This is a genomic window from Pseudomonas izuensis (assembly GCF_009861505.1).
Taxonomy (GTDB): Bacteria; Pseudomonadota; Gammaproteobacteria; order Pseudomonadales; family Pseudomonadaceae; genus Aquipseudomonas; species Aquipseudomonas izuensis.
Map to the genome: position 1 here is coordinate 212,175 of NZ_WTFT01000009.1, position 15,273 is coordinate 227,447.

The window sequence follows — 15,273 nt, forward strand, 5'->3', positions numbered from 1 at the left end:
CACGGCCATTAAGCCGACATATCGTCGTTGATGGCTTCTCGGATCAACTTGGCCTCCGCTACGCTGGTATCGCGGGGTAAAACGATGCCATTTTTCACAGCAAGAATTTCGGCCATGACGCTAACCGCGATTTCCGCAGGTGTCTTGCTACCAATATAAATTCCGATAGGTCCGTGCAAGCGTTTGAGTGAGGTTTCCGTCTCCCCAAAATGCTCTATTAGGCGCTCCCGACGCAGTTGACTATTACGACGCGAACCAATGGCACCAATATAAAACGCAGGTCCCCGCAGCGCCTCTATCAAGGCAAGATCGTCGAGCTTCGGGTCATGGCTGAGAGCGATGATGCAGGTTCTCAAGTCAAACGAGAAGTCACGAACCACGTCATCCGGCATGCCGACTATGCGCTCGACTCCGGTCACCGACCAGGTCTCTACATATTCGGGTCGCGGATCGCAGACCGCTACTTTGAAACCATTGAATTGCGCCATGGTAGCTAAGTACTCAGCCAGCGCACCGGCACCGATTATGAGCATTCGATACCCCGGACCGAGCGTGTTGAGCATCTGCTGGCCGTCGAAACTGAACTGCTCCGGTGTAGCACTGTGCTCCAGTGTCACCATGTTGGAGTTCAGTACCAGACTGCGACGCATAAGACGTCCAGCGTCGAGGTGAGATAGCAACTCATCCAGCAACTGCCAGGACGGGCAGAATTCGAGGATCAACTCCAGCGTCCCTCCACATGGCAATCCGAAGCGATGCGCTTCGTCAGCGCTGACGCCGTAACGCACCACCTCAGGTGGCCCCTCCCTCAAACCCGTGCCGCCATGAGCGGCGGTATGTCGGTGGATCAGGTCCTCCTCAATGCAGCCCCCGGACACGCTCCCTATCACCCGACCGTCGTTACGCAAAGCCATCATTGAGCCAACCGGCCGTGGCGACGAACCCCAGGTTCGCGCTACAGTCGCCAGCAGAACACGTTCTCCGGCAGCGAGCCATTCCTGAGCGGAGCGAAGAACTAGCAAATCGATGCTTTCCATCGGGCTCTCCTTACCGCATTTGCAGAATGATCGGGCTGCTGCTAGCTGGGTCGGTGTGTTCACGCAGCTTGCTGGCCGCCTGCGCGTCAACCGCACCGCTTTGGTTTCCCCACATGCTGCGTACAAACGTAAGCACCTCGGCAATCTGCTGATCCGAAAGCTGCTCCCGGAAAGCTGGCATGCGATAGGCGTCTGGCACACCAGCGGCAACGATACGCTGCGAGCCATTGAGGGTGATATTGATCGCCGAGGCGCTCTCTTCGGCGAGTGCTGACGTAGCCCCTGCCACAGGCGGCATCCATTCGGCCTGCCCCTTGCCTTCCATTCCGTGACAAGAAGCGCAGCGGGTGACATAGGTATGGGCGCCGGGCATATCCAGTAGGTCTGCGGCAGACTCCGCCCGATACTGCCAGGGGGGGCCGTCGCGTTTGCTGTCGCCGGGCAGTGACTTGAGATAGCGTGCAATCGCGGCCAGATCCTCGTCACTCATGAACTGCGTAGAGTTGTTGAAAGCCTCGGTCATCGAACCAAAGACGACGGTGTGTTTGTTGCGACCGGTCTTCAGGAACTGAACAATTTCCGGCTCGCTCCAGCGCCCCAAGCCCGTATTGTGATCGTCCCGCAGACTAGGTGCGTACCAGCCGTCGAGCAAGGCACCGGCAAGGAACGGCGAGCCGGATTCATCCAGCGCTTTTTCATTAAATGCCAGCCCCCGTGGGGTATGGCAGCTGCCGCAATGGCCCGCCCCCTGAACAATGTAAGCACCACGGTTCCATAGCTCATCTTCTGCCGGTTTCACTACATAGGGAGTGGTGTCGGCAAAGACGCCATTCCATAGCGCGATAGGCCAACGCATGTTAAGTGGCCAAGGTATCGCGCTTGGGATATTGGCCTGCCGGACCGGCGCCACGCCTTTCATAAAGAACGCATACAAGGCGCGCACATCATCTTCGCTGAGTTTCGCATAGGATGGATATGGCATCGCTGGATACAGCCGCCTCCCACCGGGCGCGATGCCTTGGCGAACGGCGCGGTCAAATTCTGTGAGGCTGTAGCCACCAATGCCGGTTTCTCGATCCGGGGTGACGTTGGTGGCGTGAATCGCGCCCAGCGGAGTTGCCATTTCCAGACCTCCGGCAAAGGGGGCGCCGCCCGGCACACTGTGACAGGCCACACAATCGCTGAGCCGGGCAACATATTCGCCACGGGCGACCAGCGCCGGGTCAATGTCAGCCACTGCCAATTGTTCATTCTCTAGACGTGAGGAGGGCTCGTGGGTGACATACCAAGCCAGCAGGCCCGCCGCGACGAGGCACGGCAGCGCCAGCCAACCAGCAGTTCTTGCGAATCGGCTATTCTTCATTTGTGCTCCGGCGCAGGTCAGGTAAAGGTGTATCGGCTCAAGGGCATGCTGCGAATGCGCTGCCCCGTCAATGCCGCTACCGCATTGGCCACGGCAGGCGCCACAGCTGGCAAGGGCGGCTCGCCGATGCCGCCCATTTTTTCCCCGCTCTCAATAACGCGCACATGTACCCTTGCCATCCGAGAGGGCGGCAAAATCGGATACAAGTCGTAGTTACGTGCCCGAGGCTTACCGTCGATATAGACCGCCTCTTCTACAAGCACCTGAGACAACCCCAGAGCCACGGCCCCGTTGACCTGGGCCTCGACAATCGCCGGGTTGACGATGCTACCCGGATCAATCGCCTGCCAAATGTCATGAACTTTGACCTGCCCCTGCTCAATCGACACCTCTGCGATCACTGCCGTCTGCGTACCGAATGGTGACGCCATGGCTACCCCTCGGGCACGTTTACTGCCATCTTCGGTCGTATACGGACCACGCCTCCAACCTCCTGACAATTCACCCACGGCATTGAGCAGGTTCGTTAGACGCTGGTTGTCACGCAGTAAATGCAGGCGCAGCGCGAACGGGTCTTTACCGCCCTTATCGGCAAGCTCATCGAGAAAGGCCTCATAGAAAAAATCATTGAGCGAGTTGCCGACCGAGCGCCAGTAGCCCAGCATGACCGGGCCCTTGATATAAATCTGGGCGATTCGTTTGTGTGTAATGGCGTACGCCTTACCCGACAATCCCTCAAGAGCAGTTGGGTCCAGCTTTTCTCCCTGCTTGCCAGCGAGTGCCTCGGTCGGACCTTCTGTTGCACTGATCGCTTCGATTGCCAACGGCCAGCCGTCATTGTCCAACGCAGCGCGAAAATTGACCGCTGCGACGGGGCGGAGTACATCCCTCAAAAACTCCTCTTCCCGACTCCAGATCAGTTTGACCGGGCGCCCAACTGCCTTGGCCAAGGCGATGGCCTGAGGATACGGACTGGCCGATTCATACAGAAAATGCCGCCCGAAAAACCCACCCAAAAGTGGCGAGTGGAGCGTAATCCTCGAAGGGTCGAGTCCGGTCCGTTTAGCTATATCAGTCCGGAACATGTCCGGTGCTTGGTTAGGCAGCCAGACCTCCAGGGAACCGTCAGGATTGAATCGCGCCAGAGCCGAAGGCGGCTCTAGTTGGGCATGATGCAGATATTGGTTGTGATAAGTAGCTTCGACCTTTGTTTTGGTGTTAGCCAGCATTGAGGTCACATCGCCTTCGTTTTCGTCGTCACGGGCAGGGCCCTTTGCAGCAGCCAGACGCTTGAAATAATCGTCGGTGGAAAAGTCCGCAGGCATTGCTCGAACTGTGGAATCGGCGGCCGGTTCCTGCCAGTCGACCTGAACAGACTCAACTGCGCGCTTGGCATGCCACCAGCGTTCGGCCACCACCGCTACGGCTCCAGGCAGGCGATGCACTGAATGGACACCCTTCATAGCCTTGACCTGCTCCTCGTTCCGTAAATTACCTACCGTCATGCCTAGGCGAGGAGCATGTTGCACAGCGGCATGCAGCATGCCGTCGACCTTCAAATCGATGGTGTAGAGCGCCTTACCGGTGGACTTGTCATAGGCGTCAAGACGCTTCACCGGTTTACCGATCCAACGGAACTGGCTTGGGTCGCGCAGTTGCACGCTGGTGGGATCCGGTACGGGCAGATCCATGGCGCGCTCCGACAATTCGCCATAGGCGATGGAGCGACCTGATGCTACATGCAGCACCTTGCCGGGTTCGGTAGATAGCTCCCCTACCGGCACCTTGAGCGTTTCTGCCCCTGCCTGTAACAACATGGCCCGCGCCAGAGCCCCAAGGCGACGCATGGTCGGATAGCTCATCCGCACTGACATGCTGCCACCGGTAACCCGCATGCCATTTTCCATCACGACATAGACTTCACCAGGCGGAGCGCACTCAACTAGGAAGGTGGCGGGGTCGGCGTCCAACTCTTCACCCACGATCTGCGCCATCGCGGTAAAGGTGCCCTGCCCTCCCTCAATGAACGGACACAGCAGGCGTATGGTGTTGTCAGGTCGAATTTCGAGGAAGGCAGGAACTTGCGTTCCGCGTTGGGCAGATGCGACGGCAGCTGCCTGCACCCTAGCTGAACCTAGCGGTAGACCGAAGCCCAGCACCAAAGCGCCCACAGCGGTCCCAGTCAGAAAGCGGCGGCGGGACACGTTGATCGGGCCAGTCAAGGGATTGCCCACGAGCTGTTCAACTGAATCGAGGCGAACGTTCATCAAGCATCTCCCTTCTGCGCGGGCTGGCCAGCGAGATCATGCACGGCAGCATGAATGGCGTTGTATGTACCGCAGCGACATAGATTGACCATTGCCGCCTCAATCTGCTCATCACTTGGCTTGGGGGAACGTTTGAGCAGCGCCGTAGCCGCCATCACCTGCCCGGATTGGCAGTAACCACACTGGGCCACCTGATGCTCGACCCAAGAAGCCACCACACGTTTACCGACCTCATCTGACTCGATTGCCTCTATGGTGGTCACCTCACGGCCAACCACACCGGCGACCGGCGTAACGCAGGAGCGCACCACGTTGCCGTCTACCAGCACAGAACACGCCCCGCACTGAGCTAACCCGCAGCCGTATTTGGTGCCGGTCATGCCTAGGTCATCACGGATCACCCACAGCAAGGGAGTGTCGGCGTCAGCATCGACCTGATATGTCTTCTGGTTGATTCGTAGTTCCATGGCTCACCCACTGATCATCGGTTGATGTGCGTTTTTTGGTTTTTTATAAACGGTGATGCAATGCAGCACCGGTAGAAACTGATGTCCGTTTATCCTTCAGCAATGACCTCGGATGGCTCGCCGCGCATTCGCGCGATATCGCGTCTGGGCGCAGCACCGAATAGTCGGCCGTATTCGCGGCTGAACTGCGACGGACTTTCATAACCCACGGCAAATGCTGCTCGCGACACATCCAGCCGCTCGCTAAGCATCAGACGTCGCGCTTCGTTCAAGCGCAGCCATTTTTGGTATTGCAATGGGCTCATGGCAGTGAGTTGGCGGAAGTGGTGATGAAACGTCGCCGCACTCATTTGTACCCGAGCTGCCAGATCATCGATGCGCAGGGGCGTGGTGTAATTGAGCTTGAGCCAGTCGATGGCCTTGGCGATGCGATAGCCCTGGCCATCGACCGCTGTAATTTGCCGAAGGCGCGAGGCCTGATCGGTATGCAGCAACCTATAGTGGATCTCACGCAAGACCAGCGGTGCTAGAACTGGAATCGCCTCCGACTCATCAAGCAATGCCAACAGGCGACCGATTGCACCTTCTAGCGCAACGCCCATGCTGCCGATGCCGACGCCTTTGTTCATAGCCCTGTCGCGTGTCACCGGAAGACTGCCTTTTGCAATCAATTCGGCCAGCATCGAGATATCTAGCTTTAGCACCAGCCCTACACAGGGTTGTTCCGGGCTAGCCGTGAGCACTTCGGAGTTTGCTGGCAGGTCCAGTGAAGTCACCATAAAGCCCGATGGGTCATAGGTGTAGCCTTCCCCCCCGACCCACAAGCGTTTTTCGCCACGAGCAACCAGAATTAGGCTCGGCTCGATCATGCAGGCCGCAGGCGGCGCAGGATGGTCGCGGCGAAACAACGAAAGACCGGCAACCGATGTGGCGTAGTCCCCTGGCTGGGTCAAGCGCGGGTCAATAATCATCGCCAAGGGCGATGCTTGGCATGAACTGGCGTGAATCATGGTGGCAGGCTCCTGTTGGCCGAACTCTAGCCCGCAATCCAGGCGTTTGATATCCACGTCCCCGCAAGGCCAGAGGATTGGGCAAGTATTCAATAGGATCGCGCTACGTTGCAGAGGTAACCGTCAGGACAATGGGTCAATCTGATACAGGAGAGTCCCATGCAATTCTTCGCTTACGGTGCCCGCGCGGGCGACAAACCCCTTGAATCTCTGCGCATCAACAGACGCACTCCCGGCGTCGAAGATATTCAGATCGAAATCGCTTACTGCGGTATTTGCCACTCGGACCTGCACCAGGTGCGTGCTGAGTGGGAAGGCACACAGTTTCCTTGTGTCCCCGGTCACGAGATCGTTGGCCGTGTAGCGACGGTCGGCTCGCAGGTCACCGACTTTTCGCCAGGTGATCTGGTCGGTGTCGGTTGCATTGTCGACAGCTGTAAGCACTGCGATGAATGTGAGGCGGGCTTGGAGAACTATTGCGACGGCATGATCGGTACCTACAACTTTCCTACCCCTGATGCACCAGGTTGGACACTCGGCGGTTATTCTCAAGCCATCGTTGTGCATCAGCGCTATGTGCTGCGTATTCGCCACCCTGAGGCCCAGCTCGCAGCGGTTGCTCCTTTGCTGTGCGCGGGCATTACCACTTGGTCACCATTGCGCCACTGGCAAGCCGGTCCCGGCAAGAAAGTGGGCATTGTTGGTATTGGAGGGCTAGGCCACATGGGCATCAAACTGGCCCACGCCCTTGGCGCGCACGTGGTCGCGTTCACCACATCCGAATCCAAACGTGAAGCGGCAAAAGCCCTGGGCGCTGACGAAGTGGTGATTTCAAGCGATGCACAGCAGATGGCCGCGCACTTGAAAAGCATTGATCTGATCATCAATACCGTGGCGGCACCTCATGATCTGGACGCTTTGTTGGTGTTGCTCAAGCGTGACGGTGCCATGGTACTGGTCGGCGCCCCGGCTTTGCCGCACCCATCGCCCAACGTCTTCAACCTGATCATGAAACGCCGCACGCTAACGGGCTCAATGATTGGCGGCATTCCTGAAACGCAGGAGATGCTGGATTTCTGTGCCGAGCACAGCATCGTTTCGGATATCGAGCTGATCCGCGCCGAACAGATCAACGACGCATACGAGCGGATGCTCAAAGGTGACGTGAAATATCGCTTCGTGATCGACAACGCCACCCTGGCGGATTGAGAGAAACCGTGTACGGGCCGTAATGGCCCGGACGCGCAATCGAAGTTGCGCTATTGAGTCACACGATCAAAAGCGAACGCCCCAGCCTGCCCATTAGAGGGCTATCGCTACCACCGCACTCACCGCTACAGGTCTATTCCAATGTCTTCCCATCACACCGAAAAGCACCGTTGGGGCGCCGTGCTGGCCATGTCGCTGGCCGCCTTCGCTCTGGTAGCCTCCGAATTCATGCCTGTCAGCTTGCTAACACCAATTGCGTTAGACCTACAAGTTACTGAAGGCCAAGCGGGCCAAGGTATTTCCGTGTCCGGCGCATTCGCCTTGATCACCAGCTTGGTCATCGCTGCCATAGCTGCGCGCGTCGAGCGTAAACGACTTCTCCTGTGCCTGACCTTGCTGATGATGGTATCGGGCACAGTGGTTGCGGTCGCGCCAGGCTATCCCTCATTCATGCTCGGGCGCGCCCTCATCGGCGTTGCCATTGGTGGTTTCTGGTCACTGTCAGCGGCCACCGCAATGCGCTTGGTGGCTCCAGCACAAGTGCCACGTGCACTGGCCATCGTCAATGGGGGCAACGCGCTGGCTACCGTGATCGCAGCACCGTTGGGGAGCTATCTTGGCTCGCTGATAGGGTGGCGTGGCGCTTTCTTCTGCATCGTGCCGGTAGCTGCCCTCGCCGCACTCTGGCTATTGCTGACCCTGCCGTCATTCAAGAGCGAACACAACACGAGTAGCGGCAATGCTCTGCGATTGATGAAACAAAGGCCGGTAGCGCTAGGCATGATCGCAGTAAGCGTATTTTTCATGGGGCAGTTCATGCTGTTCACCTACCTGCGGCCGTTTCTCGAAACAGTAACCAGCGTCGATGTATCGACGTTATCACTAATGTTACTTGGGCTGGGCATCGCAGGCTTCGTCGGTACATTTCTGATCGAAAAATTCATCGGCGATGGTCTGTACCGCACTCTGACGATCATCCCTTTGCTGATGGCGGGCATAGCTCAGGCACTGGTGACGTTTGGTTCCGCGCCAGCATTGACCGCAGCCTTGCTGGGTATGTGGGGCCTGGTGGCCACTGCCGCTCCTGTGGGGTGGTGGACTTGGCTGGCCCGGACACTACCAGACGATGCTGAGGCGGGAGGTGGATTGATGGTCGCCATTGTGCAGTTGGCGATATCTGGTGGGGCAATCATCGGAGGTATCGCCTATGACCTCAGCGGTTATCGAGCGACCTTTGAGTTGAGCGCGGCGGTTCTATTGGTGGCAGCAGCTTTCACTTGGCTCGCTGGTCGCGAGGCTTCAAATGCGTCATCTCAAATGTCGAACAATGCCGCAACATGATGTTTTTCTAGAGGTGCAGGAGATTACTCTTTCCTCGTTCGGCTCGCTTAACCGTCAACTACGCTGCGCGGAAGTGAACCAGAGGGCGTTAGCTCGATTTACCAGGAGCGGCGGACGAAAATCAGCTTGTCACGATCATTTGGCAGCTTCCGCACCCTAGTCGACATTGTCAGACGCTATTGACCAGAAGCAGCCGTTCTACGTGATTGGTTCAGTCCTCAATGAGCGTCCCATCGCCTGGGTAACGAAGCGCTTCGACCAATAGCTTAAATGCAGCCGATGCTTGAAGACGACTGGGATAGTAGAGGTGGAAACCTGGAAATGCCGGGCACCATTCCTCCAGCACTCGAATCAAGCGACCGTCGTCGATGTGATGCTGGACTAAAGTTTCTGGGAGATAAGCAATGCCCGCATCGCCCAGACAGGCGTCGAGGGTCTGATAGACCCCGTTGACCACAAGCTGCCCACCAACCTGTATTTTTTGAACCTCACCAGCCCTTTCAAACTCCCATGAGTACAGGCCGCCATATGTTGGAAACCGCATGTTGATGCATTTATAGCTGGTCAAATCATTCGGTAGCTTGGGTATCGGGCTTGTTTTGAAAAAAGCGGGAGAGGCAACCACGGCCATGCGCATATCGGGGGCAATACGCGTTGCGATCATTCCATCTGCAACTTGGTCGCCATACCGAACGCCTGCGTCGTACCGCTCTGAAACGATATCGACCAGCCCGTAGTCGCAATTGACCTCAACGTTGATATCTGGGTACTGAGCCAAAAAGTGGGACAGTACCGGCCACAGAACTGTATGAAAGCTAAAGTCAGCAGCGGTTATGCGAATAGTCCCAGCAGGCTTGTCCCGAAGACCGAGGAGTGTTTGGAAATTTTCCTCCATCGCATCGAAATGGGGGCTCATACTTTCATACAAGGCCCGGCCTGCTTCAGTAAGAGTGACTTTGCGCGTCGTACGCGTGAGTAGACGCAAGCCTAAACGCGCCTCGAAAGATTTTATAGCGTGACTCAGGCCGGATTGGGAGACACGAAGCTGAGCAGCGGCTTTGGTAAAACTCCGCTCTCGTGCGACAGCGATAAATATCAGCAGGTCGTTTGCGTTTTCACGCAGCATCCCTCATCTCCCGTTTCACAAATGATCACCTTCGTACATTGGTGGCAAACATGCACTTACCAGCGAAACTCTACTCGCCCACCAACTCAAACGTCACTTCGATTCGACCGGGGATGTCAAACATCTCAACGCCCTGATCGACCTTGGCAATCAGAATACTTCCAGGAGAGGGAATGGTTTTGCCGTCATGTCGGTAGAACACAGCGATGTCGGGACCAGGCGACCAGAGGATCACCTCACCTACTGCATAAGTGCTGGATCGTGGTCCTGCTGTAGAGATTGCTCTAGGCAAGCCAGCCGCTTTCTCTCGCCCAAATAGATCGTGCATGGTGAGAGTAATTGGCAGGAGAGACGTGAAGTCTCTCGCCGTACTATTGTCGGCCAGCGTTGCGATGATGGATTTTCCATTTGCAGAAATACGAATTTTCATGAGGCTACCTGAGTGCTGACTCCGCATACCCTGCTCTGGATGACCGGAAGGTCCAATGTGGGTCGTATCAGCGAGTATTACCGACCCGAGCAGAAGACCGATGATCAATGGGAGCAAACACTTAAATACCCATTTCGCAGGGTCGTTGCTCATATGAACCTTCCAAACGAAGTCGGGGAAGAATGGAAGGTCATTTTAGAGTACGGAAGCAGCGCACATTAGCCGCCACCATGAGTTGTACTAATGCATGAAATTCATCAAATCGCCTCCTACCTCTCGACCACACCCTCGATCAAATAGACGTCTGCCTTCGCAGATCTTTGACGAATCTTTCTCAGCTCCGTGTACTCCGGTGAGTTGTACCAGGCTTGTGCTTTCTCAACGCTATCGAATTCGATAACTACACGCCGACGTTTCGGGGCGTCTCCCTCCAAAGAGATAGTCCTGCCCCCGCGTACAATGAAGTGGCCTCCATAAGGTTTGAACGTCGATTCAACATTGGCACTGTAGGGCTTAATACCTTCAGGATCTGTTACCTCGAACTCCGCCACGTAATAGACATGGGGAGGAACCGCTGCTGCTTGCGCTGCATACACTGGACTGCTGCCCGTCGACAAAAGTGCCAGCCCCGCCAGTGTTCCTATCATGACCTTTGAGAGATTCATATGCTCATTGCTCCAACTGATACTCGACTGATTAATTCCGACGCTGTCCCAGCAGATGGGCTCCAAGCGCTATCAACGACAGCACTAGCCCCAATGCACACACGGCTGACCATCCAGCATGCGCCCAACCGAGGCTCGCAAGAAATGCACCCAACGATCCGCCTAGAAAGATGCTGGTGACGTACAAGGTATTGATGCGATTACGGGCAGCGGACTCCAAACCAAGGATGGTGTTCTGGCTTGAAACGTTGGCAATAGAAAGGCCGAAGTCCATCAAAATCACTCCGATCACTAAACCTCGTAGCGAGATGTCAACAGCAAATACCACATAAGCAAACAGGCAACATCCGATACCAAACAAACGCCCATTAGCACTGCCAAATCGCTCGATGATGCGTCCGCTGAGATTCGCCGCAATCACACCGACGATACCGACGATGCCGAATGAGCCTGCCACTGCCGCCCCCATCTCGAAAGGAGGACTAGCCAGCAGCAATGCCAACACTGACCAGAACGCAGTGAATACACCAAACAGGCAACCTTGGATAAGGCACGCGCTACGCAGCGGCGCATGTTGCCGGAGCATTTGCCACATCGAAGTAAAAAGAGAGAGGTAGCTCTGCTTGGCTTTTGGAGCCGACTTAGGGAGAGCCTTACCAAGCGTAAGCGCAAGGCTGATAGCTACGAAGCTTGCGACAAAAAACATCGTTCTCCAACCGTATGCCTGCCCGATAAATCCGCTCAACGTCCGGGCGGCTAGAATGCCTGCAAGCACACCGCTAAATACAATTCCCAGTGCCCGCGCACGCTGGGGCTCTTGAACAATGTCTGCCGACATTGGCAAGAGGATTTGAGTAATAACCGCGCCGAATCCCAGAACTCCGCAGGCAACCGCCAACAGAACCAGTGAGGGTGCTATCGCACACGCAAATGCTCCCACAGCCATGACGCATGCGAGGACGACGGATAACCGTCGACGATCCACCAGATCTCCCAAGGGTAAGATGCTCACGAGGGAAACGGTGTAACCCACCATTGGTGCTACTGCGACCCACCCAATGCGTGCTGAAACATCGAAAGTGCCAGCTATTTGAGCTAGTAAAGGCTGGGCATAGTACAGATTCGCTACCGAGGCCCCCGCACATACAGCAAGTACGAGCAGCAGACCTCTTGGGAAAGCGGCTTCCGAGGCTAGCTTTCTAGACTCGCCGGAAGATCCAGCGCCAACCGACATCAGGGTGCCTTGGCGCTAAGCTGTACCGGCTGAGTCTCGATTAGCTCCCTAGACAAAATCATGTCCTTTGTCGTGGCTACGTACTTCTGGAAGTGAGCAGATGCGATATGGCTACGATAGGCCGCATCATTTGCGTAAATCTCAAAGAAATGAAGACGATTCGGATGGTCTTTTTCGGCAACACAATAGATCGATAAAACGCCCGGTTCCAGACGCACTGAATCGGCCATTTCCTCTTTGACAGCTGCTTGATAAGCGTCCAGTTGAGCAGGGTCGATAACAATCTGTGCGATCCGCACAACTTTGTCACTTGGCTCAGCACCATAGGCTGTCTGCCCTAACAGGCATGACAGTGCAAACACACCTAGAAAGGCTGACATCCGCATTCAATTCACTCCTGTTCAAGATTGACGCCAAGGATTCTACAGCGTCAGCCCTTAAGGCATTCATGAGCGCAGCAGATAACTATTATCAAATGACTACCTCAGGTATCAGCTCCTTCCCGCAAAGACTTCCTTGAATACGGGCATCGCAGAGAACACATTTGGCCAGCCTGCGTGAAACGCCAACTGATTAAGCACTTCCGAAGCTTGCTGCTTTGTAAGTCCATTATCCAATGCACGATTGAGGTGGTATGGAATCTGTGCGACCTGACCCGCTGCTACCAAGGCGGTTACTGTTACGAGACTTCGATCACGCGGGGCCAGTCCCGGTCGAAGCCATAGATTGCGGAACAGATAGTCTGTCGTGTTCTGTACGACGCCTGGAGCAACCTCACCGAAATTGGCAGCCACAGTCGTAGCGCGCTTTTTCTCACCCTCCTCATCAAGTGGGAGCAACGCATCATGGATAGATGGCAGAGCCTCTTGCTTGACGCCATTGCGGCTAAACACTTCCTTCGTAGGCAGGATCGCCGCTAGTGCATTGCCCCAGCCTGCGTAAAACGCCAGATGCGTAATGATTTCCGAGATTTCGGCTGGCTTCACCCCGTGCTTCAGAGCCGCCTCCAACGTGGTGCTGAGCTGAACGGACTGACTGCGTGCAATGACCACGGCAAGGGTCACGACGCTACGGTCCCGGGCGGAAAGCTCCACGCGATCCCAAAGTTCACCCTGTACAACACATTCATTGAAGTGACGCAGCGCCGGCGATACGGCATCGACATCTTGCGAAGTCGGTACAACGGACGTACCAGTCATGAGTTGTTCTCCAGAGACGGTGGTGGATAGAAATAGTTGAGGCTGATCAATGGCTGTGTTCATGCGACGCAGACGTAGGGCCGACGTTGTATTCCTCATCCGTCACCTTTTCCATCCACACCACGGCTACGCCATTCAGCGCTTCTTGAACAGCGATGTGAGTCATCGAGGTGGTGGCCGATGCGCCGTGCCAGTGCTTATGCCCTGGCGGGCACCAAATGACGTCACCTGCGCGGATCTCCACAATCGGTTCGCCTTCACATTGGGTCCAACCACAACCAGCGGTGACAATGAGGGTCTGGCCCAAGGGATGGGTGTGCCATGCGGAGCGGGCACCTGGCTCAAACGTGACACTGGCTACAGAAACCCGTGCAGGTTCTGGAGGGAAATTCAGAGGATCAATTCGCACAGTGCCCGTGAAGTAAGCTTCTGGGCCTTTTGCCGAAGCCTGCGAGCCAACACGTTTCAGTTCCATATTTGTTTCTCCTCAATCAGTAAAGTCATTGGAAGGTGGGCTGGAAGCCAGCTACGAGTTATCCAGCAAACAACTCAGCTATGGACTTACTTTAAGAGCATTCGATACCTATGATTAGATGGCAAAATCGGCATGCACTTATGCTAAGGAGCATCAATGCGAGAAAATCTGAATGATCTCTTGGCCTTTCTGACCGTAGCACGTGAGCGAAACTTCACCCGTGCAGCAGCCCAACTGGGTGTTTCACAATCGGCACTGAGTCGAACCATCAGCGCTCTGGAAGCCCGAATGGGATTACGGCTCCTGACGCGCACTACGCGTAGCGTTTCACCCACTGAAGCAGGACGGAGAGTCCTCGCGGCAATCACTCCGCGCTTCGAAGAAATCGACGCAGAATTGGAAGCGCTAAGCGACCTGCGAGACCGGCCAACCGGCACTGTCCGGATCACCACCACTGACTACGCCACACAGACTTACGTCTGGCCACGCCTCAAGTCGCTGTTGCACGAGTACCCGGACATCCGGGTTGAGCTGATCAATGATTACGGGCTTTCGAACATCGTTGAGAAAAGCTACGACATCGGTATTCGACTAGGGGATCAAGTCGAGAAAGACATGATCGCAGCACGTATCAGTCCAGACCTCACCATGGCTATTGTTGGGGCGCCCGGTTATCTGAGCGAACGCGGTCCCTGCGTCACCCCCCAAGATCTGGTCCATCACAACTGCATCAATCTACGCTTGCCAACGCGGGACTCGCTAATGCTCTGGGAACTGAGCAAAGGAGGCCGGGAGTTGCAGGTTCGGGTCGATGGGCAATGGGTTTTCAACAGCACTTACCAAATGCTTGAAGCTGCACTTGAAGGATTCGGTCTGGCGTACCTGCCGTTGGAACTTGCGAAATCCTACGTCAATGCAGGTAGGCTCGTATGTGTGCTGGAGGACTGGTTTCCGACCTATCCTGGGTATCACCTTTTTTACCCCAGTAGGCGGCAGGTATCACAAGCGGTTTCCCTAGTCGTGCAGGCGTTGAAGGCCATAGACACAACAATTCAGAATTGAAGAGCCGACATCATGACCGCGCTCTCTGAATACGGGGCTTAAGAGAATAATTAACGCCACAGCGACTATTGCTGAGTAGCACTCATAACTGCATTCAGTATTTGAGCATTATCGGCAGATTCACCTTCGCATAGGCTCAACAGTTACAGACGCATTGGCTGACCCACTCCCACGCAGACCGAAGCAACGACTCCTGGAAAAGCAATTTGACATCTACCCCCAGCATTCGCGCGACGAATCCAGTGTCCGATTAATGAAACAGGCACACTCTGTCTTTGCATCAGAAGTCGAAAGTGCCGGAGAGCCTCAAGTCAAAGCAATTCAGTTTTCGATGCAGCTGTTGGCGCGGTACTCATGGACATATCGGAGGCTTCGTAATCTTTCATCG

General features: G+C 55.7%; 15 protein-coding genes. 3 read left to right on the forward strand and 12 right to left on the reverse strand.

From position 1 onward, the window contains the following. Nucleotides 1-8 precede the first annotated feature (8 nt). From GPL81_RS09740 to GPL81_RS09760, 5 genes are all read right to left on the reverse strand, one after another. Nucleotides 9-1,037 (reverse strand): XdhC family protein, encoded by a 1,029-nt coding sequence (locus GPL81_RS09740; RefSeq protein WP_160106555.1) that lies wholly within the window; start codon nucleotides 1,035-1,037, stop codon nucleotides 9-11. Nucleotides 1,038-1,047: 10 nt separating this feature from the next. Further along, a complete protein-coding gene (locus tag GPL81_RS09745) occupies nucleotides 1,048-2,400 on the reverse strand; it encodes a c-type cytochrome (RefSeq protein WP_160106556.1) in 1,353 nt (450 codons plus the stop codon). A 17-nt stretch (nucleotides 2,401-2,417) separates the two neighbouring features. After that, nucleotides 2,418-4,667: a xanthine dehydrogenase family protein molybdopterin-binding subunit gene (locus GPL81_RS09750; protein WP_160106557.1), complete on the reverse strand. Its 2,250-nt coding sequence runs from the start codon at nucleotides 4,665-4,667 to the stop codon at nucleotides 2,418-2,420. After that, nucleotides 4,667-5,134 (reverse strand): (2Fe-2S)-binding protein, encoded by a 468-nt coding sequence (locus GPL81_RS09755; RefSeq protein WP_160106558.1) that lies wholly within the window; start codon nucleotides 5,132-5,134, stop codon nucleotides 4,667-4,669. The genes GPL81_RS09750 and GPL81_RS09755 overlap by 1 nt, the downstream gene beginning before the upstream one ends. 89 nt (nucleotides 5,135-5,223) lie before the next feature. Then, nucleotides 5,224-6,144, reverse strand: a complete 921-nt coding sequence (locus GPL81_RS09760) for an AraC family transcriptional regulator (protein ID WP_160106559.1) — start codon at nucleotides 6,142-6,144, stop codon at nucleotides 5,224-5,226. 159 nt (nucleotides 6,145-6,303) lie between these two features. Here GPL81_RS09760 and GPL81_RS09765 point away from each other — a divergent pair, with 159 nt between their 5' ends. Beyond that, nucleotides 6,304-7,353 (forward strand): NAD(P)-dependent alcohol dehydrogenase, encoded by a 1,050-nt coding sequence (locus GPL81_RS09765; RefSeq protein ID WP_160106560.1) that lies wholly within the window; start codon nucleotides 6,304-6,306, stop codon nucleotides 7,351-7,353. A gap of 141 nt (nucleotides 7,354-7,494) precedes the next feature. Further along, nucleotides 7,495-8,694, forward strand: a complete 1,200-nt coding sequence (locus tag GPL81_RS09770; protein WP_160106561.1) for an MFS transporter — start codon at nucleotides 7,495-7,497, stop codon at nucleotides 8,692-8,694. 211 nt (nucleotides 8,695-8,905) lie between these two features. On the opposite strand, the gene GPL81_RS09775 is transcribed toward GPL81_RS09770, so the two are convergent. The 7 genes from GPL81_RS09775 to GPL81_RS09805 all read right to left on the reverse strand — a co-directional run bounded on the left by GPL81_RS09775 (nucleotide 8,906) and on the right by GPL81_RS09805 (nucleotide 13,823). Beyond that, nucleotides 8,906-9,820 (reverse strand): LysR family transcriptional regulator, encoded by a 915-nt coding sequence (locus tag GPL81_RS09775; protein WP_160106562.1) that lies wholly within the window; start codon nucleotides 9,818-9,820, stop codon nucleotides 8,906-8,908. Between the two features lie 70 nt (nucleotides 9,821-9,890). Next, a complete protein-coding gene (locus GPL81_RS09780; RefSeq protein WP_218585639.1) occupies nucleotides 9,891-10,250 on the reverse strand; it encodes a cyclophilin-like fold protein in 360 nt (119 codons plus the stop codon). 269 nt (nucleotides 10,251-10,519) lie between these two features. Then, the gene (locus GPL81_RS09785) at nucleotides 10,520-10,915 is read right to left on the reverse strand and encodes a DUF1330 domain-containing protein (RefSeq protein WP_160106564.1); all 396 of its coding nucleotides are present in this window, start codon (nucleotides 10,913-10,915) and stop codon (nucleotides 10,520-10,522) included. Between the two features lie 31 nt (nucleotides 10,916-10,946). After that, nucleotides 10,947-12,149, reverse strand: coding sequence for an MFS transporter (locus tag GPL81_RS09790; protein WP_160106565.1), 1,203 nt, complete (start codon nucleotides 12,147-12,149; stop codon nucleotides 10,947-10,949). Continuing rightward, nucleotides 12,149-12,535, reverse strand: coding sequence for a putative quinol monooxygenase (locus GPL81_RS09795; RefSeq protein ID WP_160106566.1), 387 nt, complete (start codon nucleotides 12,533-12,535; stop codon nucleotides 12,149-12,151). The genes GPL81_RS09790 and GPL81_RS09795 overlap by 1 nt, the downstream gene beginning before the upstream one ends. Nucleotides 12,536-12,640: 105 nt before the next feature. Next, nucleotides 12,641-13,348, reverse strand: coding sequence for a carboxymuconolactone decarboxylase family protein (locus GPL81_RS09800; protein ID WP_246218913.1), 708 nt, complete (start codon nucleotides 13,346-13,348; stop codon nucleotides 12,641-12,643). A gap of 46 nt (nucleotides 13,349-13,394) precedes the next feature. Next, the gene (locus GPL81_RS09805) at nucleotides 13,395-13,823 is read right to left on the reverse strand and encodes a (R)-mandelonitrile lyase (RefSeq protein ID WP_160106568.1); all 429 of its coding nucleotides are present in this window, start codon (nucleotides 13,821-13,823) and stop codon (nucleotides 13,395-13,397) included. A 156-nt stretch (nucleotides 13,824-13,979) separates the two neighbouring features. Here GPL81_RS09805 and GPL81_RS09810 point away from each other — a divergent pair, with 156 nt between their 5' ends. After that, the gene (locus GPL81_RS09810; protein ID WP_160106569.1) at nucleotides 13,980-14,885 is read left to right on the forward strand and encodes a LysR family transcriptional regulator; all 906 of its coding nucleotides are present in this window, start codon (nucleotides 13,980-13,982) and stop codon (nucleotides 14,883-14,885) included. Nucleotides 14,886-15,273 lie beyond the last annotated feature (388 nt).